Below are 26,797 nucleotides of genomic sequence, written 5' to 3' on the forward strand. Positions count from 1 at the left end.
CCTCGACGAGACGAATGTGAAGACTTTCACAACCACGCTACGGGGTGAGTTCCGCAATCCGTGGGGACCATGGTCCTGACGTAGGCGTGTCGTGCCTCACGCGGCGCCCGAACCGGCGGCCGGCCACGCGTCAGGTCGTGGCCTCGCCGGACGGTGACGGGTCCGGCGCCATCTCCCCACCGTCGAGAGCGCCGACGGGGCGCGGCACCGCGATCTTCTCGTTCCAGCGTGAGAACGTCGCCGTGCCCAGGTCGTCCGTGCCCGCGGCCTCGTCGACGACCTTGAGGAGGTCGTGCGTGTCGTCGGTGGTCACCCAGGCGCGAGTGTCTCCGTCAGCGCTGACGATCTTGTACGCCGGCCTGCCGTCGAGCGTCTCGGGCGTCAGGGTGCCGTCGCCGAGGTGACCCCACTTGGCGTCGGTGGTGTCGCCCATGGCCTCGATGTACGACTTGGCGCTGAGGTCGGACAGGTCCTTCTGGGCGAAGGCGCTTTCGGGCACCTTGATCCACCGGTTCGCCGGTGGGCTCGAGCCCTGGAGGGACGGGTCGTCCTTGTCGACGGAATCCCAGTACGTGCGATCGCCCTTGAGGTAGACGTCATGGGAGATGCGACGCATCGTCACGTGGCCCACCTCGTCACCCTCGTAGGACATCTCCGACGGCTCGCCGTCCAGCTCGCCGAGGAAGGTGGCCCTGGGGCCGGAGCCGTCCGCGCTGTCCGTTCCTGTCAACGACAGGGAGGTGTAACCACGCACCGACTGTTGGGTGCGCGACCAGACATCCTTCGCGCTCGGCTGTTCCGCAGGGGCCGAGGCGCTCATCGATGCGGTGCCTGGTGCCGTCGAGCTCCCCGACGGGCCCTTCACCGGACCCGACGCGGGCTGCCCCGCGTCATGCCCCATCGTGCAGCCGCTCAGCACCACCGCCGTCACGGCGATGGTGCTGAGCGTGCGGGACGCGGGCAACGCGGTCGTCCTGTCGGGGAGGCGGGGGACACCTCAGCTGCCCATCGCGTCCGTGATGGACGTGGCACCGCTCGGTGCCTTGATGCCGTAATCCTTGTCGTGCGACAGGAACGTCACCGTCTTCATCGACTCATCGGACTTCGCCGACGAGCCCGACGTGGAGGCGACGGAGGCGCTGTCGAAGCCCTCGGTCTTGAGGATGTCGCGGCGATCCTCCTGCGACACCCACGCGGTGACCTTCTTGTCCTCACTCTGGATCTTCCAGGCATCCTTGCCGTCGACCTTGTCCTCCGACACGGTGGCCTTGTCGGAGAGCAGCTTCTTGTTCGGCTCCGAGGAGTCGTTCTTGATGTTGTCGATGAGTTCCTTGAACCCGGTGTTGGACGAACCGTCCGCCGGCATCTCGAGCCACTTGTCGGCGATCTTGTCCGTGTTGGATGCCGCGGGCGAACCCGAACTCGTCTGCGTGAAGAAGGCCTTGTTGGCCTTCATGTAGTTCTTGGAGTCAACCGTGATGAGGTCCATCGTGCCGTCGCCGATCTTGCCGCTCATCTCGAGCTTGCCGCCGTTGACGTCGCCCTTGGCCGTCATCGTGGCCGGCTTGCCGTCCGAGGTGCCTTCGCCCTTGAGCTCGAGGCTCTTGTAGGCGCCGGCGGTGTCCTGGGCCTTGTTCCAGGCGTCCTTGGCCTTCGGAGCCTCCTTGCTCGAGCAGCCGGTGACACCGGCTGCCGTGCCGGCCGCGAGGACGAGGGCGAGGGCGGACGTGCGGAGCTTCGTCATGGTTTCCTCCCAGAGAAGTTGGTTGTGCCCCCAGTGTTGCAGGTGGCCTTCACCGTTCAGACGTGTCGGGCGCCGTCATCGTGCCCTTCGTCGCCGAGGGAGTCGAGCGGTGGGTGCCCCGGCATGATCGTGTGCGTCGTTCGGGCCGCGCGCTGCCGGCGTGCGGAAAGGAATTTGCGCGCGCCACTAATCTTGACGTCATGGACGCCATCTCCGCACTGACCGGTCATCTGAGCAACGCGATCGCCTCGGCCCTCGGTGACGAGTGGCGCGACGCCGACCCCGTCATCCGTCCTGCGAACAAGAAGCAGACGAGCGCCGACGTGCAGGTCAACGCGGCGATGGCGCTCGCGAAGAAGGTCGGCAAGAACCCGCGCGAGGTGGCGTCTGCGATCGTCGAGGCGCTGCGCGCGGACGACGAGGTCATGGCACTCGTCGACGACGTCGAGATCGCCGGGCCCGGCTTCCTCAACATCACGCTGTCGACGGATTGGGTCGCGGCGCAGGCGTCGACGATCCTCGCGGACGGCTCGCTCGGCGTCGCGCCGGCAGCGAAGACCGAGATCATCCCGATCGACTACTCCTCGCCGAACGTCGCGAAGGAGATGCACGTCGGGCACCTGCGCACCACCGTCGTCGGGGATTCGCTGGCGCGTGTGCTCGAGCGGCTCGGGCACACCGTCATCCGGCAGAACCACGTCGGCGACTGGGGCACGCCCTTCGGGATGCTCATCGAGCACCTTCTCGAGGTGGGCGAGGATTCGCCGGAGGCGGCGCTGCTCGAGAGCGACCCGAACGCGTTCTACCAGGCGGCGCGCACCAAGTTCGACACGGCCGAGAAGGCCGAGCCCGCCGGTTCGAAGGGTGACTTCAACACGCGGGCCCGCAAGCGCGTGACGTTGCTGCAGGGCGGTGACCCCGAGACGCTCGCGCACTGGAACAAGCTGATGGAGCGCTCGAAGGCGTACTTCAACAAGGTCTACGGGTTGCTCGGCGTGACGTTGACCGACGCCGACCTCGCTGGTGAGTCGACGTACAACGACGAGCTCGCGGGCATCTGCGACGACCTCGAGTCGCGTGGCATCGCCGTCGTCTCCGACGGGGCGCTGTGCATCTTCCAGGACGAGTTCACCGGGCGCGACGATGCGCCGGTGCCGCTCATCATCCGCAAGTCCGACGGCGGGTACGGCTACGCGACGACCGACCTCGCGACGGTGCGTCACCGCTCGTTCGACCTCCAGGGCGATCGGATGGTGTACGTCGTCGGCGCGCCGCAGAACTTGCACTTCCGCATGACGTGGGCCGCCGCCGACAAGGCCGGCTACATCCGCCCCGAGTCGACGCCGATCCACGTGCAGATCGGGTCGGTGCTCGGCAAGGACGGCAAGATGTTCAAGACGCGCTCGGGCGACTCGGTGCTGCTCATGGACCTGCTCGGCGAGGCCGTCGACCGCGCCGCGGGCGTCGTCAGCGAGTCGAAGGCGGAGATGAGCGACGAGGAGCGCGCCGTCGTCGCGCGTCAGGTCGGCATCGGCGCGGTGAAGTACGCCGACCTGTCGGTCTCGCACGACTCGGAGTACATCTTCGACTTCGACCGCATGCTGGCGTTGACGGGCAACACCGGCCCCTACCTCCAGTACGCGGCGACGCGCATTCGCTCGATCCTCGCGCGTGCCGCCGAGGCGGGGTACTCGCCGGCGGCGGAGATCACGCTGGGCGAGGACGCCGAACGCGCCCTCGCGTTGAAACTGCTCGACTACGGCGCCGTCGTGGCTGCCGTCGGCGAGTCGTTGGAGCCGCATCGCCTCGCCGGTTACCTGTTCGAACTGGCGACGACGTTCACGGCGTTCTACGAGAAGTGCCCGGTGCTCAAGGCTGATGACGACGACGTCCGTGCGTCGCGTCTGGCGTTGTGCGAACTGACGCTGGGCGTCCTCGTCGACGGATTGTCGCTGCTGGGCATCGAGACGCCCGAGAAGATGTGACGCTCGGGGCCCTCCCGGACCTGCCCCATCGGCGATTTACCTCCACATTCGCTCGATCCTGCAGGAGCGTCAGGGATGTTCCGGGCGGGGCTCGAACCAACGGAACGTCAGGTTGATGCGGGGTTCGGTCACTCGCGTGCGTTTCGGAACGGCGTGCTGCCAGGCGCTCTGCGAGTCCTCGCGCATGACGACGAGGCTCCCGTGCGTGAGTGCGAGCGTCTCCTTCACGGTGTGATCGTCCTTGCGGCGCATGACGAAGTCGCGCGTGGCGCCGAGCGAGACACTTGCGATGGTGGGCGCATGGCCCAACTCGGCTTCGTCATCGCTGTGCCAGGAGATGGAGTCCCGGCCGTCGCGGTAGAGGTTGAGCAGCACCGAGTTGTAGGGCGCTCCGGTGTCGGCGGCCAGACGCTCCCGCAGCGCGGCGAGCTTGGGCGTCCACGCGTTCGGCGGCTGTGTCGAGCCGGAGAAGGTGTACGGCGCGTCGGCGTACCAGGCGATGAGGCGTGGCATCGCGATCGTGCGGCCGTACATGGTGAGCGACGACGTCCGCCAGGGTGTCGCGCCGACGAGGTGCGACATGAGGTGGTCCGCCTCCTCCGTCGACAGATACGTCGCGCGCAGCTCGATCGGTGCCTCGCCCATGCCGCCCCTTCCTTGGCAGGTGCCCGCCCCATGATGCGGCACGACGCACGAGTGGGGCATCCCCGACGTCGCCCTTCCTCACTCGAGCGATCCCACGCATGGGTGGGGCATCACGAGGCGCGTAACCTCACCTCGGCGCGACAGCGGTGAAGACCGCGACGACGAAGCCGTCGTCATGCGCGGGGGAGTGCATCTCCCACGTCGAGAAGCGCGCGTCGAGGCGCCAGCAGGCGGCGTCGGCGTCGTCGAAGAACTGCTCGAACGTGTAGCCGCGGCCCGCGCCGAAGCCGACGGCGAGGCGCCCGCCGTCACGCACGCACTGACGCATCGCGGCCAGGCCGTCGCGGCGTGCGTCGTCCGGCATGAACGGCATGACGTTGCCCGCACAGACGATCGCGTCCAACGGCGTGACGTCGAGATCGTCGAGGGACAGCCGTGCGAGATCGACCACCTCGAAACGCAGCGACGGGTGGTCCTCGCGTGCGGCGGCGATGAGGACGGGGTCGAGGTCGACGCCGACGACGTCATGCCCGAGGGCACTCAACGCGGCGGCCACACGTCCCGGCCCGCAACCCGCGTCGAGGATGCGTGAGCCGGGCGTGACGAGCGCGTTGACGAGCCGCGCCTCGCCACCGAGGTCGTCGCCGCGCGCCGCCATGGCGCGGATGCGGTCGACGTACCACTGCGAACGCGTCGGATCCTCGCTCACCCACTCCGCCCAGCTCGGGTTCTCGCGTCGCGACTCGCGCGTCGGCTCGGTCATGCCAGTCTCCTCGTCGTGGGTCGCACGTCTGCTTCCATCATCGGGGCCGGGGCCGGGGGCATAGGACGGGGCGTGGTTCGGCGCCTCGCCGAAGCCTGAACATGCGGGGCACGGACTCGAGAGACCGTGCCATGCGGTTTCCGAACGGCGTCGGCTCAGCCCCCGAAGCCGTTCGGGTTGGCCGACTGCCAGCGCCACGTGTCGGTGCACATGTCGTCGATGGTCTTCTGGGCCTTCCAACCGAGTTCTTCGCGAGCGCGCGTGGGGTCGGCGAACGTCGTCGGCAGGTCGCCCGCACGTCGCGGCCCGACCTCGTAGGGCAGTTCGCGGCCGCACGCCCGCTCGAACGCGTGCAGCAACTCGAACACGCTCGTGCCCTCACCCGTGCCGAGGTTGAACGCGCGCGCCGAATCGTCCATGGCGTCAAGATGATCCAGCGCCGCGACGTGCCCTGCCGCGAGATCGACGACGTGGATGTAGTCGCGCTCGCCGGTGCCGTCCTTCGTGTCGTAGTCGTCGCCGAAGACCCCGAGCTTCTCGCGGCGCCCGACGGCGACCTGCGCGATGTACGGCATGAGGTTGTTCGGGATGCCGCTCGGATCCTCACCGATCAGCCCCGACGAGTGCGCGCCGATCGGGTTGAAATAACGCAGCAGCGCGGTCTTGAAACCGGGCGACGCAGCGGCGACGTCGGTGACGATCTGCTCGATCATCGCCTTCGTCCAGCCGTACGGGTTCGTGGCGCGCAGCGGCTCGTACGTCTCGCTGTACGGCAGCGGCGCGTCGGGCCCGTACACTGTCGCCGACGACGAGAACACGAACTTCTCGACGCCGTGCGCCGTCATCGCCGACAGCAGCGAGAACGTCGAGTCGAGGTTGTTCGTGTAGTACATGAGCGGCTTCTCCACGCTCTCACCGACGGCCTTGTACCCCGCGAAGTGGATGACGGCGTCCGGCTTCACCGAGGCGACGAGGGCACTCGTCGCGGCAGCGTCCGTCAGGTCGATCTCGTGCAAGTCGATCGAGCGGCCGGCGATCTTCTCCAGGCGCGGCAGCACGGCCGGGCTCGAGTTCGAGAAGTTGTCGGCGATGACGGGTTCGTGCCCCGCCTCGATCAGGGCAAGGACGGTGTGGGATCCGATGTAGCCGGCACCACCGGCAACGAGTACGCGCATGACCTCAGCCTAGGCGCCCCACCCGCCGAGAACGATGAGACGCGGCTGTGCGCCGGCCCAGGGCATCTCGGGCATCAAGGGCGCCGCGGCCGTAGCCGACATCCCCAGCGCCCCGCGGCGAGGGCTCACCGATACGTGATGAGCGAACGATCCCCGCCGAGATGAGCGTGGTCGTTGAGGCTCACTGCGGTGAGCGCCGACCCGGCAAGCACCGTCGTCACGCCCGTGTTGACGGTCACCTCGTTGAGGCGCCGCCACACCGTCACCGCACCGTCAGGCAACGCCGCGGGCAGCGTCGATGCCGGTGACGGCGCCGTCAGCAGCCCCGCGGCGACCCACGCGATCGGCCCGCCGGAGCTGACGACGACGGCGCTGCGCCCCGACTCGAGGCGCGAGGTCACGCGCCCGAGCGCGAGCGCGACGCGGTCGCGGAACTGCGAGAACGTCTCGGGATAGTCGTCGTCGAAGTCGCCACTCGCCCAACGCGATGCGGCCGCGACGAACATCTCCTGAAACGCCTTGCGCGGGTGACGGTGACGCGCGAGGTCGGCGCGCATGACGGCGTGGTTGCGGTACGCGGGCTTGTACGCCTCGATGATCGCGTCGTGGTCGTACTCGTTCCACCCCGCATCCGTGCTGACGTCCGACTCCCACCCGGCGGCTTCCCACAGCCGCGACCCGGTGAGTTGCTGACGCCGCATCGTGCCCGTGACGAGGACGTCGGGCGTCACGCCGCGCGCCGCCAACCCCTCGCCGGCGAGGCGTGCCTGACGTTCGCCGAGCTCCGACAGCTGGTCGTATGCCGCGCGCGACGGCCCGGCCTGCCCGTGCCGCACGAGGTGGATGACGCTCACGACAGCCGTCCCGCGCGTCGCATGAGGCGCCGGCAGCGCCATTCGAGGTAGATCACCAAGCCGCGAAACTGCTTGAACGCGGGGTTGCTCGTCTGACCGTTCGCATACCGGTAGTAGATCTGCTGGGCGATGACGGCGAGTCGGAACAGGCCGAAGATCTCGTAGAACAGCTGATCCTTGGGGCTGATCGCACGCCCTGACGCGTGCGCGTAGTACTGCCACACCTCGTCGCGCGTGAGCATGCCGGGCGCGTGCGTGGGCTGACGGCGTGAGCCGCGCATGATGCGGTCATCGTCGGCCTGCACCCAGTAGGCGAGGGCGCCGCCGAGATCCATGAGCGGGTCGCCGAGCGTCGCCATCTCCCAGTCGAGGACACCGATGACGCGCGTCGGGTCGTCGTGCGCGAGGACGAGGTTGTCGAAGCGGAAATCGTTGTGGATCAGGCAGTTTCCGACGTCGTGTGGCTGATGCTCGTCGAGCCAGGCCATCACCTTCTCGAACGATCCGGTGCCGTGACGCACACCGTGCGTACGTGCCTTGCGGTAGCGCGCCGACCATCCGTCGACCTGCCGCTTGACGTACCCCTCCCCCTTGCCGAAGCGCTCAAGCTCGGTGCCGGCGACGTCGATCGAGTGCAACGCGACGAGCTGGTCGATCGCGGCGGTGCACAGTGCCCGCACCTCGGCCTCGCCGAGACCCAGCTCAGCGGGAATGTTCTTGCGCAGGATGATGCCGTCGAGGCGCTCCATGACGTAGAAGTCGCTGCCGATGACGCCGGCGTCGTCGCAGAACGCGATCATCGGCGCGACGGCGGGGAACACGGGCGCCAGCGCGCGTTGGATGTCGTGCTCACGGCGCATGTCGTGCGCGCCCTTCGCCTTCGTGCCCGCCGGCGGACGACGCAGGATGAGGTCACGGGTCGGGTAACGCAGCAGATACGTCAGATTGCTCGCGCCGCCGGTGAACTGCTTGACCTCCGGCGCCGCGTCGAGTCCGCTCGTGTCTGCGTCGGGGTGCGCGTGCTCACGCAGCCATGCGGCGACGCGTTCGACGTCGAACGCATCCTCGCTGCGCACGTCGGAGGCGTTCGTCGCGACGTCGTCGACGGGCGCCGCCGTGGGGGCGGTGGGGGCCGAGGGAGCGCCAGGAGTGTCCGGGGCCGGGCTCACTTGGCCTCACCCTTCACGGCGGCCAGGTAAGGCTTGAGCTCGGCGCGCGCGACCATGCCGAGGTGCACCTCGTCGGGGCCGTCCGCGAGACGCAGCGAACGCGCCGTCGCATAAGCGGACGTCAGGGGGAAGTCGTCGCTCATGCCGCCGCCGCCGTGCATCTGGATGGCGAAGTCGATGACGTCGCAGGCGATCTGCGGCACGACGGCCTTGATGGCGCTGACGTCGACGCGCGCGCCTTCGGTGCCGTAGGCGTCCAGCTTCGCTGCCGCGTTCTGCACGAGCAGACGCGCCATGTCGATGTCGATGCGGGCCTTCGCGATGCGCTCGCGGTTGCCGCCGAGCTGCACGAGGGGCTTGCCGAACGCGACGCGCTCGGTGCCACGACGGCAGGCGCGCTCGAGCGCCATCTCGGCGAGCCCGATGAGGCGCATGCAGTGATGGATGCGGCCCGGGCCGAGGCGTCCCTGCGCGATGGCGAACGCCTGACCCGGCCCCGACAGCACGTTGGACGCCGGCACGCGGACGTTCTCGAGCGACACCTCGCAGTGCCCGAGCGGCTCGTCGAGCTGACCCATGACGGGCAGCGCACGCTCGATCGTCACACCGGGCGCGTCGGCCGGCACGAGAACCATCGAGTGCTGGGCGTGACGCGGTGCGTCCGGGTCGGTCAGACCCATGAAGACGAATACCTTGCAGTCGGGGTGCGCTGCACCGGAACTCCACCACTTGCGGCCGTTGATGACGATCTCGTCGCCGTCGACCTCGGCGCGCGCCGCCATGTTCGTCGCGTCCGAACTCGCGACCGCGGGCTCCGTCATGAGGAACGCCGAACGAATCTTTCCCTCGAGCAGCGGCACGAGCCACTCCTCCTGCTGCTCGCGCGTGCCGTACTTGAGCAACACCTCCATGTTGCCGGTGTCGGGGGCGTTGCAGTTGAAGATGAGCGGCGCGAGCGCCGTGCGGCCCGTCTTCTCCGCGATGGCGGCGTAATCGACGTTGGAGAAACCCTTGCCGCCACGCGTGCCGAAGCGTGCGGCCCACTCGTCGCCGTGCTCGCCGGCGGGCAGGAACAGGTTCCACAGCCCCGCTTCGCGCGCCTGCGCCTTGAGCTCGTCGATCTTCGGGTGCACGACGAACGAGTTCTCGCCGCGAGCGCGCATCGCGGCGTAGTCGCGCGTGATCTCGGCCTCGGCGGGCTCGATCCTCTCGCGCACGAAGGTGTCGACGTCTGCGGCGATCTCGGCCGCGCGGGGCGAAACGGTGAGGTCCATGTCTTGACCGTAACCCCTTTGTTGAGCAATGCTCAATAGGGTGAGCGAGAAAGATTCCAGACCCCGTCAGCGCCTGACACAGGACGAGCGCCGCCGTCAGCTGCTCGGCATCGGGCTGAAGATGCTCACCGAGCGACCCATCCAGGACGTCGCGCTCGACGCCGTCGCCGAGGAGGCCGGCATCTCGCGCGGGTTGCTCTTCCATTATTTCCCGTCGAAGACCGCGTACTATGAGGCTGTCGTCGCAGCCGCGGGTCGCCGCATCCTGCGCAACGTCACCCCGCCCGACGACGTGACGGGCCGCGCGGCGCTCGCCGCCATGGTCGAGGCGTTCGTCGCTCAGATCGAACGCCGACACGAGCTCTATCGCGCCCTCGTCGAGGGCAGCCTCGCCGACGTCGGGGGAGCCGAGGTCGCTGTCACGCTGCGGGAGCGCCTCACCGGCATCGTCCTCGATTCGCTTGCCACAGAACCCGATTCGACGACGCCGCACCCCGCCGTCGTCCACGCCTGGCTCGCGTACGTCGAGGATCTTGCCGTCCAGGGCACACGCCCCGCCGTGCGCGAGCAGTTCGACGCCGCCGCCACCGTCCGTCATGCGCTGGCGGCGCTCGACGCGTTGAGCGGCGTGGCGATCACGCCGTCGCACTTCTCCCCCCAGGACGACGGCGCGCCCCGCCACGACTGCGGGCCTGACGTGCCCAAGCCTGTCACCCCTCACGATCACACCTCCCAGACCCCCACCAAGGAGTAGCCATGCGCGCAGTTCAGGTCGTCACCCTCGACGGGCCCGGTGCCGTCCGTATCAACGACGTCGACGCCCCCACGCCGAAGCCGCACGAGGTGCTCATCGACGTGCGCGCCGCCGGGTTGTGTTACCCCGACGCGTTGCTGACCCGTGGGCTGTACCAGATGAAGCCCGAGCCGCCGTTCACGCTCGGGGCCGAGGTGGCGGGCGTCGTCGCCCAGGCGCCCGAGGGGTCGGGGTTCAGCGTGGGCGACCGTGTCGTCGCCTTCCCCGGCTTCGGGGGGATGGCCGAGCAGGTGTGCGTCGCAGCGCCGTTCGTCTTCCACCTGCCGGACGACGTCAGCTTCGAGACGGGTGCGGCGCTGCCCATGAACTACCTCACCGTGCAGTTCGCCCTCGACCGACGTGGGCGCCTGGCCGAGGGGGAGACGGTGCTCGTGCATGGTGCGGCCGGCGGCATCGGCATCGCCGCGATCCAGCACGCCAAGGCGCGTGGTGCGCGCGTGATCGCCGTTGCCTCGAGCGACGACAAGCGCGCGATCGCCACCCAGGCCGGCGCGGACGACGTCATCGCGCCCGACGGGTTCAAGGACGCCGTCATGGAGCTGACGGACGGCCGCGGCGTCGACATCGTCGTCGACCCGGTCGGCGGCGACCGCTTCACCGACTCGCTGCGCAGCCTCGCCGTCGAAGGCCGCTTGCTCGTCATCGGGTTCACCGGCGGCGCGATTCCCGAGGTGAAGGTCAACCGGCTGCTGCTCAACAACGTCGACGTCGTCGGCGTCGGGTGGGGCGCGTTCTGGATGCCGCGCCCCGAGACCGTACCCGCGCAGTGGAAGGCGATCGAGCCGCTCGTCGCCTCCGGTCAACTCTCACCCGTACTCGGCGAGGTGCGCCCCCTCGAGCGTGCCGGCGAGGCCATCGCCGAGATGGAGGAGCGCCGCGCGACGGGCAAGCTCGTCCTCACGCTGTGACGGTTCGGGTGCCGCCCGGTGCCGAGCCGGGCGTACTCGCCTCGTTCTGCTCGGGATCCGCTCTGCGGGCCCGGCGCACGAGCAGGCCGGTGGCGCCGACGAGGGCGCCGACGACGAACATCGTCACGGCGAGCAGCCCCAGCATCCCGGCCAGGACGGCGTTGAGGACACTGGAACCTGCGTGGGTCGTGACGTACTCGCTCGTCGGCAACATGGCCTCCCCCTCAGCAGCCGTGTCGCCTGCGCCGATCGCGCGGAGGGTGCGACTCGCGCTCTTGGCTCAGCCAAGCACGGATCGTCGACGGGCGGGGTTTGCGAGGACGTGAAAAGGTGGGGGCATGTCGTGGAGTCCCGAGCAGATCGCCTGCGTCGAAGGAGCGCGTTTCGCGCCGAGCACCATCGGGTACGAACGTGAGGACGTCGAGCGCCTGCGCCGTCGCGCCGTCATCGCGATGAGAGCCGGCAAGCCGCTGCCCGACCTCGATGCGATGGTGCTGCGGCGCACCGCGCGCGGCGGGCTGAACCTCGGGCAGGTCGACGGTCTGCGCACCGTGCTGTCGGTGTGGCGACGCACCACGCCGATCGAGGATCCGCAGGACGTGGCACGTCGCGCTCAGGAAGCCGAACTGGCGGCCTTCGCGGGGGTGCGTGACGGCGCGCCGCGCTGGAGTTCGCAGCAGATGGATCGCGTGCGCGACAAGCACTTCACGTTGCTGCGGCGCACGGCGACGAGCTACGACGAGAGCGACGTCGACGACTACCTCGACTCCGTCGTCGTCGCGATGCGCCGCGGCGTCGAGCTGCCCGACCCGGCGCAGGCGCGTTTCGCGTCGTCGGGCTTGCGGCGCGGCTACGACCCGAAGGAAGTCGACGACTTCCTCGACGAGATCGCCCACCTGCGACCGGAGGGATGACGAGCGATGACCGATCCCGACAAGCCCGCCCACGACAGCCGGGCCCCTGAGAACCAGGCTCCCGAGAACCGCGCCCTCGAGAACTCAGGCGATGAGAAGTCAGCCCCCGCGACGAGCTCGCCGGTCGACGACGCCGCGCAGAGCGGCACACCTGCAGGGGCCGACGAGTTGCGTCGTGCGACGCGCGCCGAGGTCGACGCCGAGGGCCTGCCCGACGAGAACACTGTCTCGAAGGCGGCGGTCTACCTCAACCGCAAGCTGCCGCGCACGCGCACCATCACCCAGGGGCTCGTGCGTGACGCCGAGGGTCGGGTCATGCTGTGTCAGTTGTCGTACAAGAAGTTCTGGGATCTGCCCGGCGGTGTCGTCGACCCGCACGAGTCACCGGCGCACGCCCTCGTGCGGGAGATCGCGGAGGAACTCGGCGCGACGGCGACGATCACAGGTCTGCGTGTCGTGTCGTGGCTGCCGCCGTGGCGCGGCTGGGACGACGCGATGCTCTACCTGTTCGACGTCGAACTCGATCGTCCGGCAGGCGAATTCGCGCTGCAGCGCAAGGAGATCGCCGGCATCCACTTCGTCGGCCTCGACGAACTCGACGACCACGTCGCGGCCTACACCGCCAAGGTGATCCGGCGCGCCGTCACGGCGATCGAGAACGGCGAGAGCGGTGTCTACCTCGAGAACGGTGACGAGCCGGGCTGGGCCTGAGCCTCAGACGCGGTAGTCGCTGCGCTCGTCGTCCGGGTCGATGATGAGCCCCAGGATCCATGACACGACCGACACGATGGCGGCTCCGACGACAGCGGTCGGCCAGAAGCGGTCGATGTGGAACGCGACGCCGAGCTGACCCGCGAGCCACGACGTCAGCATGAGCATCGCCGCGTTGATGACGAAGATGAACAACCCGAGCGTCAGGATGAGGAACGGCAGCCCGAGCAGCTTCGCGAGGGGCCGCGCGAGCGCGTTGACGACGCCGAAGAGTGCGCCGACGACGAGTGCCGTGACCAGCTTCGTCGAGTTCGTCGTGAACCCGTCCGCGAGCGTCATGCCCTCGAGCAGGGCGGCGGCCACCCAGATGGCGGCCGCGTTGATGGCGACCTTGACGAGTGTGCGCATGAACCCACTCTGCCCCGTAGGGCTGAATGTTTCCTCGATCTGAGCGGCGCGCTCGCTGACGGCCGGCCTCAGGTCTGCGGTTGGGTGAACGCCCACTGGATCATCTCGCCCAGGTGGGGGACGTATGTGTTGTAGTTGTGCCCGCCGTGCGCGATCCACATCGCCGACACGTGCGGATCGGCCTTGGCCAGGTCGGCCATGCGCTTCGAGGTGGTCCAGGTCGCCTTGTCCTCACGGCTAGCGACGAGGAGCATGCGCGTCGTGGGCATCTGGTAGAGGCGGTAGAGGTAGGACGGGGAGTTGAGGTCGCGCTCACTCTTCGAGCGGTAGAGGTCGCCCGTCGTTCCGTCCGTCATCGATTCGAAGTACCCACCCATCGAGACTGCCGAGCCCCATGGTGAACCGGAACGGGTGTAGAGCGCCTTGGCCGCGCAGTACCCGCCGGTGCTCCAGCCCAGCGCCGACCACTGCTTCGACTCCTTGGCGACTCGCAGGTGCGAACGGATGGCGTTGGGCACCGTCCGCGTCAGGAACGTCAGTTCCTGGGGGCCGTGCGTGATGTTGGTGCACTCGGTGTCGCGTCCCTGCACCGTCTGGTAGGGCGCGAACACGGCGACGAACGGGGCGGTCGTCCCCTTCTCGACGAGAGCGCTAGCCGTCTGACCGAAGTTGAGGTTCTCGACGGTGGAGCCGACGGTGTTGGCGTAACCAGGCAGCACGACGAGGACGGGGTAACGCTTGTTGGCGTTCGTCTTGTCGTGGTAGCCCGGCGGCAACCAGGCGACGCTCTGCGCGGTGCCACCGCCCGGTGTGGTGATGGGGAACGACTCGAAGCGGCCGCTGCCCGCGGAGCTGGCGTCGACACCACCGGCGGCGATGGCGGCCGCGCCGTTGTCCGTCTTGCCGAGCGCGTCGTCCCAGCTCGAGTAGAAACCGTACTGACGGTTGACGTACAGCCCGAGGGAGGCGACGGCGAGGCCCTGGGCGACGACGACCGCCACCCAACTGCCGACGGCGCGCTGCCACGTCGCCTTCGTGCGCTGGCGCACCAGGACGAGCGCCAGTGGCACGATGACGGCGCCGATCACCACGAGGGTGAGCAGCGACGGGCTGGTGATGGACAAGGTGGCCTCCCCTGATCTGATTCTCGGCGTCATTAAAGGTGCCCTTGCTGGGGGAACGATGAGGAGCATCTGGAAACCTCGCGCGGCCTAGGCTGGGAGCATGAGCGAATCGCTGGAGACCCCCGTCCGTCTGCGCACCACCCTCGACTCCGTGCCGGGATACAAGCCGGGCAGGCCGGCGGCCATGGCCGCGGAGGATTCCGAGCGCGGCGTCACGAGTGTGTTCAAGATCTCCAGCAACGAGAACCCGTACCCGCCGCTGCCGTCCGTGCTCGACATCGTGCGCGAGGCCGCGACGACGATGAACCGTTACCCGGACATGGCGTCGTCGGAGCTGACGCACGCCCTGGCGCAGCGGGTGGGTGTGAGCGCCGACGAGGTGAGCTTCGGCACGGGCTCGGTGGGCGTCCTCGCCTCCCTCATCCAGATCACGTGCGAGCCGGGCGACGAGGTCGTCTACGCGTGGCGCTCGTTCGAGGCGTACCCGATCGTCGTCGCGCTCGCGGGGGCGCGCTCGGTGCAGGTGCCGCTCGACGCCGACGCGCGGCACGACCTCGATGCGATGGCGGCTGCCGTCACCGATCGCACGCGGCTGCTCATCGTCTGCACACCCAACAATCCGACGGGCCCGAGCGTGCGTGCTGACGAGTTGCGCGCGTTCCTGCGGTCGCTGCCGGAGGATCTGCTCGTCGTGCTCGACGAGGCTTACCTCGAGTTCGTCGTCGCGGACGATGCGCCGGACGCGCTCGCCATCTACCGCGAGTTTCCCAACGTCGTCGTCCTGCGGACCTTCTCCAAGGCCTACGGCCTCGCGGGGCTGCGCGTCGGTTACGCGTTGGCGCGCCCGCGCATCACGACGGCGCTGCGCAAGGCGGCCACCCCGTTCGGCGTGAGTGACATGGCGCAGAAGGCCGCCATCGCCAGCATCGCAGCGTTCGACGAACTGCAGGAGCGCGTCGTCTCCCTCGTCGCTGAGCGTCGACGCGTCGTCGACGCCCTGGGCGAGGCGGGCGTCGACATCCCCGACACGCAGGCCAACTTCGTGTGGCTGCCGCTCGGCGAGCGGGCACTCGAGTTCGCCGCCTTCGCGGACGAGAACGGACTCGTCGTGCGCCCCTTCGACGGTGACGGCGTGCGCTGCACGATCGCCGAGGTCGAGGCCAACGACCGTCTCATCGACGTCGTGACGCGCTTCTACGCGGGGTGAGTCGTCTCTGCGGGCTAGATTCGAGTGATGCCGATCACATCGTGAGACGGGGGTTTCGCGCCTCGATACGACTGTGAACCTGGCCGAAGAAACCGTCGTTCGGATGCGAATTACTCGTCGGTAGCCAGGTAGCGTCTCCTAGGTGGCGTGACCTGCGTCACAAGCCCTGTGGTGGCGTCCCGCACTCCGTGACGTCACCCCCGAACGCCTCGCGCCCCGCACTCAGGGCGACGTCGCGCAAGGAGGAAACGATGACGATTCCCGACGCTTCGCGCACCAATCACGCAGCGCACCTCGATGGGGTGACGCACGTGGCCGGTCATGCCCTCGACGGCAAGCCGGACATCACCGACGGCGGCCCCGACATGGTGCAGCTCATCGCACCCAACGGCACCCGCTCGCCGATGACGAGCGTCAATGAGCCCTACATGGAAGCGCTCAAGGCCATCACGGCCGAAGAGGTGCGCGCGATGTACCGCGACATGGTGCTGGTGCGCCGATTCGACATCGAGGGCTACAGCCTGCAGCGCCAGGGCGAGCTCGGCCTGTGGCCGCAGCTGCTCGGCCAGGAGGCCGCCCAGGTCGCCGCCGGCCACGCGCTGCGCGAGCAGGACTACGGCTTCCCCGGCTACCGCGAGCACGGCGTCGCGTTCTGCCGCGGCATCCAGCCGAGCCAGGTCTTCGCGCTCTACCGCGGCGTCACGCACGGCGGCCACGACCCGCGCAAGCACAACTTCAACACCTCGACGATCGTCATCGGCAACCAGATGCTCAACGCCGTCGGCTATGCCATGGGCCTGCGCCTCGACGGTGTCGTCGGCACGGGGGACGTGAACGTCGACGCGGCCGTCATGGCATTCACCGGCGACGGCGGCACGAGCCAGGGCGACTTCAACGAGGCGATGGTCTACGCGGCCGTCAACCACTCGCCGATGGTCTTCTTCATCCAGAACAACGGCTGGGCGATCAGCGAGCCGAACACGCGTCAGTTCATCATCCCGCCCTACAAGCGCGCTGACGGCTTCGGCTTCCCCGGCGTGCGCACCGACGGCAACGACGTCCTCGCGACGTACGCCGTCACCCGTCGCAGCCTCGACAACGCGCGCAGCGGGCTCGGCCCGACGCTCGTCGAGGCGTTCACCTACCGCATGGGCGCGCACACGACGTCCGACGACCCGTCGCGCTACCGCGACTCGGCGCACGTCGAGGCGTGGAAGGCAAAGGATCCGATCGCGCGCCTGCGTTCGCTGCTCGAGCTCGAGAACCACGCCGACGCGGCGTTCTTCGACGACGTCGACGCCGAGGCGAAGGAGCTCGCCGCCGAGTGGCGCCGCTCGTGCCTCGAGATGCCCGACCCGGAGATGACGGCGATGTTCGACCACGCCTACACGGTCATGGACGACCAGCTCACCGCTCAGCGCGACGAGTTCGCGGCCTACCTCGCCTCCTTCGAGGACGATGCAGCATGAGCGGCGCTACCACGAGCACGGCCCCCGGCGCCGAGAAGGCCGCGAAACCCAAGAAGGCCCCGAAGCTCTCCCTTGCCAAGGCGCTCAACGCGGCGATGCACGACGCGATGGCGGCCGACGACAAGGTCGTCGTCATCGGTGAGGACGTCGGCGAGCTCGGCGGCGTCTTCCGCCTGACCGACGGGTTGAAGAAGGAGTTCGGCGAGCGCGTCATCGACCCGCCGCTGGCCGAATCCGGCATCGTCGGTTCGGCCGTCGGCCTCGCGATGCGCGGGTACCGCCCGATCGTCGAGATCCAGTTCGACGGGTTCGTGTACCCGGCGTTCGACCAGATCGTCAGCCAGGTCTCCAAGGTGCACAACCGCACCGAGGGCGCCGTCAAGCTGCCCATGGTCATCCGCATCCCGTTCGGCGGCGGCATCGGCGCCGTCGAGCACCACAGCGAGTCGAACGAGGCGTACTTCGCGCACACCGCCGGCCTGCGCGTCGTGGTCTGCTCGCGCCCCGTCGACGCGTACTGGATGATGCGTCAGGCGATCGACTGCGACGACCCGGTCATCTTCTTCGAGCCCAAGCGCCGCTACCACGAGCCCAGCCCCGACCAGCTCGACCTCGCCGCCGGCCCCGCTCGCGGCCTCTTCGAGGCCGAGGTGCTGCGCGAGGGCGCCGACCTGACGCTGCTCGCGTACGGCCCGATGGTGCGCACGTGTCTCGACGTCGCCGCGGCCGCCGAGGCGGATGGTCGCTCGCTCGAGGTCATCGACCTGCGCACGCTGTCGCCGATCGACGAGGAGACGATCTGCGAGTCCGTGCGCAAGACGGGCCGCGCCGTCATCGTGCACGAGGCCGCACGCTCGTACGGCGTGGGCGCCGAGCTGGCAGCGCTCCTGCAGGAGCGCTGCTTCTATTCGCTCGAAGCGCCCGTGCAACGCGTCACCGGCTATGACATCCCCTACCCGCCGAGCCGCCACGAGCGCGAATACCTGCCCGGGCTCGACCGCATCCTCGACGCCGTCGACGCGTCCTTCAGCTTCTAGGAGTACCGCCGAACATGGCCATTCAAGAGTTCACCCTGCCCGACCCCGGTGAAGGGCTCGTCGAGGCCGAGATCGTGACGTGGCACGTCGCCGCAGGCGACACCGTCGACGTCAACCAGGTCGTCCTCGAGATCGAGACGGCGAAGTCGCTCGTCGAACTGCCCATCCCGTGGGCCGGGAGGGTCGCATCGATCCTCGTACCCGAGGGCGAGACGGTCGAGGTCGGCACGCCGATCGTCACGATCGACGTCGGCGGCGATACAGCACCTGCGGACGGTGGCGCTGCCGGTGCCGCCAATGACGTTTCCGGAGCTGCTGACGGTGGCGAGGTCGCGGCCGAGATGCAGACGGCGGCCGACGTCGCGCCCGCCGAGACCGGCGAGTCGGATGACGAGCCGCAGCAGAAGACGCTCGTCGGCTACGGCCCGACGCCGTCGAGCTCGACGCGCCGCGCTCGTCGCGGCCGTGGAGCCGGTGGCGGCGCGTCGGGTGGCGGCACGCTCGCCGCCCCCGCGACGCGCGGGTTCGCGAAGCAGCAGGGCGTCGACATCGATACTGTCGAACCCTCGCGAGAGGACGGCGTCGTCACTCGGGACGACGTGAAGAAGGCCGGGGGTTCAAACGCGCCCGCGGCGATGTCGACGCCGACCGTCGCGTCGAGCGCCCCACCAGCGCCGAGTGCGGACACCGTCGCGAAGGCTGCGGCCAGTGCCCCGTCGGTGCGCCCCGACAAGCCGACGGCTGCCGCTCCGGCCCCGGCCGGTCTGAGCGACGAGCGCATCCCGATCAAGGGCGTGCGCAAGGTGACGGCGCAGGCCATGGTGAGCAGCGCGTTCACGGCGCCGCACGTCACGGAGTTCCTCACCGTCGACATGACGCGCACGATGGAGTTCGTCCGCGAACTGCAGGGCATGCGCGAGCTCAAGGACATCAAGGTGACGCCGCTGCTCGTCGTCGCGAAGGCGTGCCTCATCGCGATGCAGCGTGAGCCGATGATGAACGCACTGTGGGACGACGCGAACGGCGAGATCGTCATTCGTTCCGAGGTGAACCTCGGCATCGCCGCGGCCACCGACCGTGGGCTGCTCGTGCCGAACGTCAAGGACGCCGGCCGCTTCGGCCTCGGCGACCTGGGGCGTGAGATCGCGAAGCTCGTCGAGATCGCACGCCACGGCAAGCCGAGCCCGGCCATCCTCAACGGCGGCACGTTCACGATCTCGAACATCGGTGTCTTCGGCGTCGATTCGGGCACGCCGATCATCAAGCCCGGTGAGAGCGGCATCCTCGCCATCGGCACGGTGCGTCCGATGCCGTGGGTCGTCGAGAACGAGCGCGGCGAGCAGGAGATGGTGATCCGCCAGATCGCCCAGCTGTCCTTGAGCTTCGACCACCGCATCATCGACGGCGACGTCGGTTCGCGGTATCTGTCGACCGTCGGCCAGATCCTCGAGAACCCCGCGAAGGCGATGCTCTGGGGCTGATTTCGCTCCCTCGTTCGGCCGGCTGAGTCACGCGTGCCACCTGCGTCAGTCCTGACGGACTCGCGTGGCACGAAGTGACTCAGCTGCGCCCTGAGCGTCCTCGGTGCGTGAGTCGTGGAGGGTGTGCAGATCGGCCGCGAGGCGCGCGTAGGCGTGACGCTTGGCCCACTCGGCCTTCTTGCGCTCCGAGCGTCTGCGGTTGCGATTCGCGGTGACGCCCCAGAACGCGGCCGCGACGATGGGTACCCACACCTTCGGGTGCTCGAGCAACCATGCGAGCCAGCCCGGTGGGGTCCACGACGGCAGCCTGGGCCACGGGATCGACGGCAGGTCGACCGAGGGCCACGAGACGCTCGGCCATGGGATCTCGGGCCAGTCGATGTCCGGCACGAGTGATGCCATCCACGCGATGATCGGGCCGAAGATCCACGCGAGCAATCGCGCGACGAGGGGACCGAGGACGAGCACGCTGACCGCCCATCCACTCTTGCCGAGCCCGCCGAGGATCGGGTAAAGCACCCGCTTGAGCGGCGACGAATCCATCGCGGCGTACCGGTGTGCCGCCATCGAACCCACCGGCGCATCGAAGGCGGTGACCCCGCCGTCGTCGCGCAGCTGGACGTCCATGACGTACCCGCGCACCGGGTTGACGCTCACCTCGACGCGCGGCTTCTCCGTCGCCTGGGTGTGCTCGGTGAAGTGCCCGTCGGGTGTGGAACGCATGAGGCGGATCTTGACGTTGCCGATGCTGCGGCGGCGGGCGAACACCACCCCGTCACGCATGAGCACGAGCCCTGGGCGCGCCCACTCATCGTCGAGGCCGAGGTGGGTGCGCAGCTTCTCGTTTCGCCCCGGCGAGAGGGGCAGACGCTCGCCTGCCCGGCGGCGGGTGCTGCCGCGGGCGCGACTGGCACCGGCCGGCGTGATGACCGGCGCACCCGTCGAAGATTCTTTGACCCCGTGCCCCTCGTCGCCCACCGGCGACGCGCCCGTGCCGTCATCGTCGCGGCCGGGATCCGGTGCGCCGGGTGTGAATCCCGGGTCGACGGTACGGAGTTCGTCAGCCGACCCGGCGTAGGCCTCCAACGTTCCGCGTTCGGGGTGATCGAGCTGCCAGTGCTCCATGCCTGTCCCTCCCTCGGCCCGTCGTGCGGCGCCGACCATGAACCGCCCATTCAAACATCGGGTGCGCCGAAGACGAGTGATGCCCACCCCGAACAGGTCGGGGTGGGCATCACTCAGCGTGCGTCGCGAGCAGCCGTCACTCGTCGTGGGACGCGTGACGAGCGACCGAGTGATCGACCTGCTCGCCGTGCTTGCGCGCTTCGACGCGCGCGATGGCGGCGGCGACGGCGTCGCTCACGTCATCGTGCGTCTCGTCGGCGGGCGTCGAACCTGCGTCCACGCCACCGTCGGCTGCGGTGTCGGCGCGACGTGCCGCGCCACCGTCAGCGGCGAGCGCGGCGTTCGACTTGTCCTGCGCCGCGGCCGCGGCCGCGGCCATCGCCGATTGCTTGCGCAACTCGATCTTCGGCAGGAACAGCAGGGTGATGAAACCGAGCAGTGCGATGCCTGAGGCGAGCAGGAACACGTGGTCCATCGACTGCGCGAAGCCTGCCTCGAACGGGTGAGCAACAGCCTTCGGCAGGCGAGCGATGACGGAGGAGTCCTCGCTCACGTTGTTCAGGGCGCCGCCGCCGGACTTCGGGTTCGCCAGGCTCTGCAGGATGCCGTAGGCGTGCTCGTCCTTCATGAGCTCCTTGTCGGCGAGACCGCTCTTGAGGGCCTGCTGGAACGCGGGCGTCTTCGCCTCGTCGGTGAGGTTCGTCTTGATGTTGCCGCCCACCGTCGAGAACAGCATCGACAAGAAGATGGCGACGCCGACGGTTCCACCGATCTGACGGAAGAACGTGGCGGACGAGGTGGCCATGCCGATCTCGCGGGGGCTGACGGCGTTCTGCACGATGAGCGTCAGCGCCTGCATGCAGTTGCCGAGGCCGATGCCGACGATGGCCATGAACACCATGACCTGCCACAGCGGCGTGTCGGCGCTGATCGTGTGCAGCAGGAACATGCCGACGGTGACGATGGCGGTGCCGATGATCGGGAACTCGCGCACGCGACCCGTATGAGCCGTCAACTGGCCGGCTGTGATGGAGGCCGTCATCATGCCGGCGACGAGCGGCAGCATCATGAGGCCCGACTTCATCGGGGAGGCGTTGTGCACGATCTGCATGTAGAGCGGCAGCATCATCATGGCGCCGAACATCGCCATGCCGATGATGACGGAGGCGACGACGGTGACCGTCACGGCACGGTGGCGGAAGATGCGCAGCGGGATGAGGGCCTCGTCCTTCATCTTCGCCTCGGCGAGGACGAAAGCGATGAGGCCGAGGATGCCGATGGCGAAGCAGGCGATCGACTTGCCCGAACCCCAGCCCCACGTGCGTCCCTGCTCGGCGACGGTCAGCAGCGGCACGAGGCCGACCGTGAGCGCGACGGCGCCCCAGTAGTCGATGCGGTGGTCCTGACGCGTGTGCTCGAGGTGCAGGGTGCGGGCGACGACGAGGAAGGCGACGATGCCGATCGGCACGTTGATGAGGAAGACCCAGCGCCAGCCGGTGAGACCCAGGATGTGGTCCTGCTCGGCGAAGAAGCCACCGATGACGGGGCCGAGGACGGAGCTCGTCGCGAAGACGGCGAGGAAGTAACCCTGGTACTTGGCGCGTTCGCGCGGCGGCAGGATGTCACCGATGATCGCGAGGGCCAGCGACATGAGGCCACCGGCGCCGATGCCCTGGATGGCGCGGAACGCGGCAAGCATGTACATGCTGTTCGCGAATGAGCATGCGAGCGAGCCGATGACGAAGATGACGATCGCGAACAGGTAGAACCCGCGGCGGCCGAAGATGTCGGAGAGCTTGCCGTACAGCGGGGTCGCGATGGTCGAGGTGATGAGGTAGGCCGTCGTCACCCAGGCCTGCGCGGAGAGGCCGTGCAGGTCGTCACCGATGGTGCGGATGGCGGTGGAGACGATCGTCTGGTCGAGTGCGGCCAGGAACATGCCCATCATGAGACCCGCGAGGATCGTCATGATCTGGCCGTGCGAGAGCTCTGCCGAGCTCGATTGCTGCGCGGGTGGCGCAGCGGTCTGTGCAGACAAGAGGGTGCCTTTCGACGTTCAGGCTGGGGGACGGAGGGGAGTGGGTTGCCCGGCGCGGGGCATGCAGCCGCCCTGGTAGGCATCGAGCGATGCGGTGAACTTGAGCAGCAGGTGCTGGAACTCGCGGGCTTCCGCGGTGCTCCAGTCGGTGAGCAGGTTCTGCATCCACGCGGCGCGATCCTCGCGCAGTGTGCTGACGAGTTCGCGCGCGTCGGGCGTCAGGGTGACGAGTTGCGCGCGACCGTCCTGCGGATCACAGATCTTGGTGACGAGGCCGCCGTCGGTGAGTGCGCTCACCTGGCGACTGACCGTCGAGACGTCGGAGTGGACGATGTCGGCGAGGGCCGAGACGCGCAGCGGCTCCGCCTCGAGGGCGTAGAGCAGGGGCAGCGCGCCGTGGTCGGCGTGCGGGTGGGGTCGTGGCAACTTGCGCTTGTGCGCGCTCATCGCCTTCGCGGCCCCGACGAAGGATGTCGCGATGTCGCGTGCGACGGGGAGGTCGACGGTCACTTCGGTTCCTTGAGGGGAGGGAGTGCCCAAGAATGCTTGGGCTGCACAACTATATGTTTGGTTGTGCCATGCAAGCAAATTTATTGGGGTGCGCTCGATCGGATGGATGGATGGGTCGCCGGGCCGCGCGGGCCCTGTCGGGCATGACGACGCCGGACGTGCGGGGATCGGGTGGCGCGAGGGGTTGTCACCGGGCCCACGTAGGCTGGGCGCATGAGTTCGAGCGCCACGAAACCCACCCCGTCTGCCCCCACAGGGCCGCTCGGTGGCGGGCGTCTGCTCGCGGCTGCGATGGCGCTCGCGGTCGCCGTAGCAGCCGGCGCCGTCGTGTTCACCGGGGCGAGCAAGCCGCAGCAGCTGCTCGACGCCGGCGCGATCGTGCGCTGGGGCATCGCTCTGTTCAAGCCCGCGGCGGACGTCGCGATGGCGGCGACCATCGGCTTCACCGGGCTCGGTGCGTTCCTCGTCGCCGAGGGCCACAAGACGATGCGGGTCGCGCGCATCGGGCGCTGGGCCTCGATCAGCGCAGCCCTGTGGTTCGGCGCGACCCTCGTCGTCAGCTACCTCAGCTACGGCGACCTGGCCGGCATCCCCGTCGGTTCGCGCGGGTACACGGGTCAGTGGTGGAGCAACACGTGGCAGCTGGAGATCCTGCGCAACCCGATGCTGACGGCGATCGCGGCGCTCGTCATCGCGGTGGCCTGCTGGTGGCACTCCTCGCGCACGAGCCTGGCATGGATGACGGCACTCGGTCTGCTCGCGCTGTGGCCGATCGCGTTGAGCGGCCACGCCGCCGGTTCGAGCGATCACGAGACGGCTGTCGACTCGCTCATCATGCACCTCGTCCCCGTGACGCTCTGGGTGGGCGGCATCATCGCCCTCGGCGTCATGTGGGGCCGCCTCGGCAAGGCCGCGGCGGCGTCGGTGCGGCGCTACTCGAGCGTCGCGACGTGGTGCGTCGGCTTCGTCGCTTTCTCCGGCGTGCTCGCCTCGACGCTGCGCGTACCCGACCTCAGCCAGTACGTGACGACGCGCTACGGCCTCGTCATCGTCGCGAAGGCACTGTGCCTCGTCGTGCTCGGCGCGCTCGGGCTCATGCAGCGACGCCGTGTCGTCGCCGTCCTCGAACGTGACGCGAGCGACCGGCCCAGCAAGGCGCTGTTCGCCCGGCTCGCCCTCGTCGAGGCGCTCGTCATGGGCGTGACGATGGGCCTCGCTGCGGCGCTCGCGCGTTCCGCGCCGCCGTCAGGGCAGGTCGTCGAGAGCGCCGACCCGGTCGTCGCGCTCACCGGATACCCGGCGCCGCCCGCTCTGACGCCCGCGAACTTCTTCTCGCAGTGGCGCATCGAGTGGCTGATGACGACGTTCGCCGTCATCGCCATCGTCCAGTACGTGCGCTGGGCTGTGCGCCTGCACCGCCGCGGCGACCGCTGGCCGATCCACCGCACGATCCTGTGGGTGCTCGCTTGGCTCGTGTTCATCGTGACGATCGACAGCGGCGCCGGGGTCTACGGGCGCGTCATGATGAGCGTCCACATGGCCGGACACATGGCCATCTCGATGACGGTGCCGATCCTGCTCGTCATGGCCGCGCCCGTCACCCTCATGCTGCGGGCATGGCCCAAGCGCTCCGACGGCACACGCGGACCGCGCGAGGTGCTGCTGTCGGTCGTGCACAGCCGTTACCTCAACGTCGTCGCCAACCCTGCTGTCAGCTCGGCCCTGTTCTTCGTCAGCCTCATCGTCTTCTACTACACGCCGTTCTTCGAGCTGGCGCTGCGCACGCACACCGGACACATCCTCATGAACATCCACTTCCTCGTCAGTGGCTACCTGTTCGCGTGGGCCCTGATCGGCATCGACCCCGGCCCCAAGAAGTGGCCGGCGCCGCTGCGGCTGCTCGTGCTGCTCATCACGATCACGTTCCACGCATTCTTCGGTGTCGCGATGATGACGGGTAGCACGTTGCTCGCGCCCTCGTTCTTCACCGCCCTGCACTACGTCTCGGATCCGCTGCGCGACCAGCAGGCCGCCGGAACGATCACGTGGGGCTCCGGTGAGGGCCCGACATTCTTGCTCGCCATGGTCGTCGCCGCGCAGTGGTACCGATCCGACCGCATCGAGGGTCAGCGCGCGGAGCGTCGTGCCGAACGCGACGGTGACGCTGAGCTCAAGGCCTACAACGCCTACCTCGCCTCGCGGGGTGGTCAGGGTGGTCAGGCTGCGTCCCCCGGTCAGGCGGAGGGTGAAGAACCGGCCCGTCAGATGTCGTCGAGCACGACGGAAGCATCGTCGTCGACTACGGTCGAGGGTGAGCACGACGAACGTCCCGAGCAGCCCTCCGGGCGCGCCGAATCCGGCCGCGTCACCGTCGGGGGCATCGACAAGGAGTAGCCATGCGCGTCGCCGTCATCCAGCTTGCGTACACCGATTCGGAGCCGATGGGGGCGCGCATCGAACGCGTCGCGTCGCTCGTCGAGTCGCAGAAGGGCGCCGACCTCGTCGTGCTGCCGGAACTGTGGAGCGCCGGAGGTTTCGACTACCCGGCGTGGAACGAGAAGGCGCAGAGCGTCGAAGGGACCGTCGCGCGGGCGTTGTCAGAGGCCGCGGCGAACGTCGGCGCATTCGTTCACGCCGGCTCGATCATCGAGAAGCCCGGCGAGAAGGGCCCCGAGGGGCGCGGGCTGTGGAACACCTCGCTGATGTTCGACCGTGACGGCGACCTCGTCGGCACCTACCGCAAGATCCACCGATTTGGCTTCGGCAACGGCGAACCCAAACTGCTAGAAGCCGGCGAGGAGGTCATCGTCCTCGACCTGGCGCTGGGTGACAGGGCCGGTGGCGCCATGGCCGCCGAAGTCGCAGCCGACGACGGCGCCGTCTGCGACCCGGCGAACCCCGAGGCCTGCGTCGAGGCGTCACAGAGCGAATGGGCGATGGGCGCCGAACTGGCGGGGGTCAACCTCGACGGCGACATGAGCACCTCCAGCGAGGTGGACGATGCCCCCGCCGCGAGTGTCGCCGACGATGCGAGGGGTGGTGCGGCTGCGCCCGACGGCCACGTCAAGGTTGGTCTGTCGACGTGCTACGACCTGCGTTTTCCCGAGTTGTACCGCAAGCAGGTCGACGCGGGCGCCCAGGTGTTCGTCATCCCTGCCGCTTGGCCGGCTGCGCGCATCGCGGCGTGGCGCACGCTGCTGCAGGCTCGCGCCATCGAGAACCAGGTGTTCGTCATCGCCTGCAACACCGCCGGCACGCACGCCGGTACGGAGATGGGCGGCAACTCGGCCATCGTCTCGCCGACCGGTGAGGTGCTCGCCGAAGCCGGGCGCGGCGAACGCACCATCACCCTCGACATCGACCTCGACGACGTCGCCGCGACCCGCGAGGCCTTCCCCGTCCTGAGCGACCGTCGCCTCTGACCGCCGCCCCGGATGTTGCG

At 68.8% G+C, this 26,797-nt stretch carries 26 protein-coding genes; 11 read left to right on the forward strand and 15 right to left on the reverse strand.

The genetic code is table 11. The features are described from left to right. Positions 1-130: 130 nt before the first annotated feature. Complete coding sequence (locus tag EDC82_RS01685) at positions 131-820, reverse strand: hypothetical protein (RefSeq protein ID WP_038566642.1); 690 nt, start codon at positions 818-820, stop codon at positions 131-133. A gap of 177 nt (positions 821-997) precedes the next feature. Beyond that, positions 998-1,744: a hypothetical protein gene (locus EDC82_RS01690; protein ID WP_062256581.1), complete on the reverse strand. Its 747-nt coding sequence runs from the start codon at positions 1,742-1,744 to the stop codon at positions 998-1,000. A gap of 200 nt (positions 1,745-1,944) precedes the next feature. Between EDC82_RS01690 and argS the strand changes: the two genes are divergently transcribed. After that, positions 1,945-3,729, forward strand: coding sequence for an arginine--tRNA ligase (gene argS, locus EDC82_RS01695; RefSeq protein ID WP_006947076.1), 1,785 nt, complete (start codon positions 1,945-1,947; stop codon positions 3,727-3,729). A gap of 69 nt (positions 3,730-3,798) precedes the next feature. On the opposite strand, the gene EDC82_RS01700 is transcribed toward argS, so the two are convergent. The 6 genes from EDC82_RS01700 to EDC82_RS01725 all read right to left on the reverse strand — a co-directional run bounded on the left by EDC82_RS01700 (position 3,799) and on the right by EDC82_RS01725 (position 9,609). Beyond that, positions 3,799-4,374 carry an alpha-ketoglutarate-dependent dioxygenase AlkB gene (locus tag EDC82_RS01700; protein ID WP_074039678.1) on the reverse strand — a complete coding sequence of 192 codons (576 nt, stop codon included), beginning with the start codon at positions 4,372-4,374 and terminating at the stop codon, positions 3,799-3,801. Between the two features lie 127 nt (positions 4,375-4,501). Further along, on the reverse strand, positions 4,502-5,137 hold the full coding sequence (locus tag EDC82_RS01705; protein WP_074039679.1) for a bifunctional 2-polyprenyl-6-hydroxyphenol methylase/3-demethylubiquinol 3-O-methyltransferase UbiG: 636 nt from the start codon (positions 5,135-5,137) through the stop codon (positions 4,502-4,504). A 155-nt stretch (positions 5,138-5,292) separates the two neighbouring features. Next, positions 5,293-6,312 (reverse strand): UDP-glucose 4-epimerase GalE, encoded by a 1,020-nt coding sequence (gene galE, locus EDC82_RS01710; protein WP_131940401.1) that lies wholly within the window; start codon positions 6,310-6,312, stop codon positions 5,293-5,295. 125 nt (positions 6,313-6,437) lie between these two features. Then, complete coding sequence (locus tag EDC82_RS01715) at positions 6,438-7,166, reverse strand: histidine phosphatase family protein (RefSeq protein ID WP_074039785.1); 729 nt, start codon at positions 7,164-7,166, stop codon at positions 6,438-6,440. After that, positions 7,163-8,335, reverse strand: coding sequence for a phosphotransferase family protein (locus tag EDC82_RS01720; RefSeq protein ID WP_038566649.1), 1,173 nt, complete (start codon positions 8,333-8,335; stop codon positions 7,163-7,165). The genes EDC82_RS01715 and EDC82_RS01720 overlap by 4 nt, the downstream gene beginning before the upstream one ends. Continuing rightward, a complete protein-coding gene (locus tag EDC82_RS01725) occupies positions 8,332-9,609 on the reverse strand; it encodes an acyl-CoA dehydrogenase family protein (RefSeq protein ID WP_062256569.1) in 1,278 nt (425 codons plus the stop codon). Before EDC82_RS01725 ends, EDC82_RS01720 begins: the two co-directional genes overlap by 4 nt. A 40-nt stretch (positions 9,610-9,649) precedes the next feature. On the opposite strand from EDC82_RS01725, the gene EDC82_RS01730 reads away from it, so the two are divergent. Together EDC82_RS01730 and EDC82_RS01735 are read left to right on the forward strand one after the other, a co-directional pair. After that, positions 9,650-10,363 carry a TetR/AcrR family transcriptional regulator gene (locus EDC82_RS01730; protein WP_074046273.1) on the forward strand — a complete coding sequence of 238 codons (714 nt, stop codon included), beginning with the start codon at positions 9,650-9,652 and terminating at the stop codon, positions 10,361-10,363. Positions 10,364-10,365: 2 nt separating this feature from the next. Continuing rightward, positions 10,366-11,331 carry an NADPH:quinone oxidoreductase family protein gene (locus EDC82_RS01735; RefSeq protein ID WP_038566655.1) on the forward strand — a complete coding sequence of 322 codons (966 nt, stop codon included), beginning with the start codon at positions 10,366-10,368 and terminating at the stop codon, positions 11,329-11,331. On the opposite strand, the gene EDC82_RS01740 is transcribed toward EDC82_RS01735, so the two are convergent. Continuing rightward, the gene (locus EDC82_RS01740) at positions 11,321-11,545 is read right to left on the reverse strand and encodes a hypothetical protein (RefSeq protein ID WP_131940403.1); all 225 of its coding nucleotides are present in this window, start codon (positions 11,543-11,545) and stop codon (positions 11,321-11,323) included. The two genes, EDC82_RS01735 and EDC82_RS01740, sit on opposite strands and share 11 nt — an antisense overlap. 124 nt (positions 11,546-11,669) lie before the next feature. On the opposite strand from EDC82_RS01740, the gene EDC82_RS01745 reads away from it, so the two are divergent. Next, complete coding sequence (locus EDC82_RS01745; protein WP_131940405.1) at positions 11,670-12,245, forward strand: DivIVA domain-containing protein; 576 nt, start codon at positions 11,670-11,672, stop codon at positions 12,243-12,245. Here the strand turns inward: EDC82_RS01745 and EDC82_RS15195 are convergent. Beyond that, complete coding sequence (locus tag EDC82_RS15195) at positions 12,182-12,469, reverse strand: pentapeptide repeat-containing protein (RefSeq protein WP_354082245.1); 288 nt, start codon at positions 12,467-12,469, stop codon at positions 12,182-12,184. The two genes, EDC82_RS01745 and EDC82_RS15195, sit on opposite strands and share 64 nt — an antisense overlap. A 67-nt stretch (positions 12,470-12,536) precedes the next feature. Between EDC82_RS15195 and EDC82_RS15200 the strand changes: the two genes are divergently transcribed. Next, complete coding sequence (locus tag EDC82_RS15200; RefSeq protein WP_370448841.1) at positions 12,537-12,956, forward strand: NUDIX domain-containing protein; 420 nt, start codon at positions 12,537-12,539, stop codon at positions 12,954-12,956. 3 nt (positions 12,957-12,959) lie between these two features. Here the strand turns inward: EDC82_RS15200 and EDC82_RS01755 are convergent, their stop codons facing one another. Then, positions 12,960-13,364 carry a phage holin family protein gene (locus tag EDC82_RS01755; RefSeq protein WP_062256563.1) on the reverse strand — a complete coding sequence of 135 codons (405 nt, stop codon included), beginning with the start codon at positions 13,362-13,364 and terminating at the stop codon, positions 12,960-12,962. A gap of 68 nt (positions 13,365-13,432) precedes the next feature. Next, positions 13,433-14,488 (reverse strand): esterase family protein, encoded by a 1,056-nt coding sequence (locus EDC82_RS01760; protein WP_062256561.1) that lies wholly within the window; start codon positions 14,486-14,488, stop codon positions 13,433-13,435. 100 nt (positions 14,489-14,588) lie between these two features. On the opposite strand from EDC82_RS01760, the gene hisC reads away from it, so the two are divergent. The 4 genes from hisC to EDC82_RS01780 all read left to right on the forward strand — a co-directional run bounded on the left by hisC (position 14,589) and on the right by EDC82_RS01780 (position 19,682). Then, positions 14,589-15,695 (forward strand): histidinol-phosphate transaminase, encoded by a 1,107-nt coding sequence (gene hisC / locus EDC82_RS01765; protein ID WP_038566667.1) that lies wholly within the window; start codon positions 14,589-14,591, stop codon positions 15,693-15,695. A 251-nt stretch (positions 15,696-15,946) separates the two neighbouring features. After that, positions 15,947-17,164, forward strand: a complete 1,218-nt coding sequence (locus EDC82_RS01770) for a thiamine pyrophosphate-dependent dehydrogenase E1 component subunit alpha (RefSeq protein WP_311200781.1) — start codon at positions 15,947-15,949, stop codon at positions 17,162-17,164. Then, a complete protein-coding gene (locus EDC82_RS01775) occupies positions 17,161-18,201 on the forward strand; it encodes an alpha-ketoacid dehydrogenase subunit beta (protein WP_082740533.1) in 1,041 nt (346 codons plus the stop codon). Before EDC82_RS01770 ends, EDC82_RS01775 begins: the two co-directional genes overlap by 4 nt. A gap of 14 nt (positions 18,202-18,215) precedes the next feature. Then, positions 18,216-19,682 carry a dihydrolipoamide acetyltransferase family protein gene (locus tag EDC82_RS01780; protein ID WP_131940409.1) on the forward strand — a complete coding sequence of 489 codons (1,467 nt, stop codon included), beginning with the start codon at positions 18,216-18,218 and terminating at the stop codon, positions 19,680-19,682. Positions 19,683-19,727: 45 nt separating this feature from the next. On the opposite strand, the gene EDC82_RS01785 is transcribed toward EDC82_RS01780, so the two are convergent. The 3 genes from EDC82_RS01785 to EDC82_RS01795 all read right to left on the reverse strand — a co-directional run bounded on the left by EDC82_RS01785 (position 19,728) and on the right by EDC82_RS01795 (position 23,355). Further along, positions 19,728-20,807, reverse strand: a complete 1,080-nt coding sequence (locus EDC82_RS01785) for a hypothetical protein (RefSeq protein WP_131940411.1) — start codon at positions 20,805-20,807, stop codon at positions 19,728-19,730. A gap of 136 nt (positions 20,808-20,943) precedes the next feature. Continuing rightward, complete coding sequence (locus EDC82_RS01790; protein WP_131940413.1) at positions 20,944-22,845, reverse strand: MDR family MFS transporter; 1,902 nt, start codon at positions 22,843-22,845, stop codon at positions 20,944-20,946. 18 nt (positions 22,846-22,863) lie between these two features. Next, a complete protein-coding gene (locus EDC82_RS01795; RefSeq protein ID WP_115296637.1) occupies positions 22,864-23,355 on the reverse strand; it encodes a MarR family winged helix-turn-helix transcriptional regulator in 492 nt (163 codons plus the stop codon). 213 nt (positions 23,356-23,568) lie between these two features. On the opposite strand from EDC82_RS01795, the gene EDC82_RS01800 reads away from it, so the two are divergent. Together EDC82_RS01800 and EDC82_RS14825 are read left to right on the forward strand one after the other, a co-directional pair. Next, a complete protein-coding gene (locus EDC82_RS01800; protein ID WP_131940415.1) occupies positions 23,569-25,749 on the forward strand; it encodes a cytochrome c oxidase assembly protein in 2,181 nt (726 codons plus the stop codon). A 2-nt stretch (positions 25,750-25,751) separates the two neighbouring features. Next, on the forward strand, positions 25,752-26,777 hold the full coding sequence (locus EDC82_RS14825; RefSeq protein WP_006947062.1) for a nitrilase-related carbon-nitrogen hydrolase: 1,026 nt from the start codon (positions 25,752-25,754) through the stop codon (positions 26,775-26,777). The last annotated feature ends 20 nt before the right edge of the window (positions 26,778-26,797 follow it).

Source organism: Dermacoccus sp. SAI-028 (assembly GCF_004346775.1).
GTDB classification, from domain to species: Bacteria; Actinomycetota; Actinomycetes; order Actinomycetales; family Dermatophilaceae; genus Dermacoccus; species Dermacoccus nishinomiyaensis.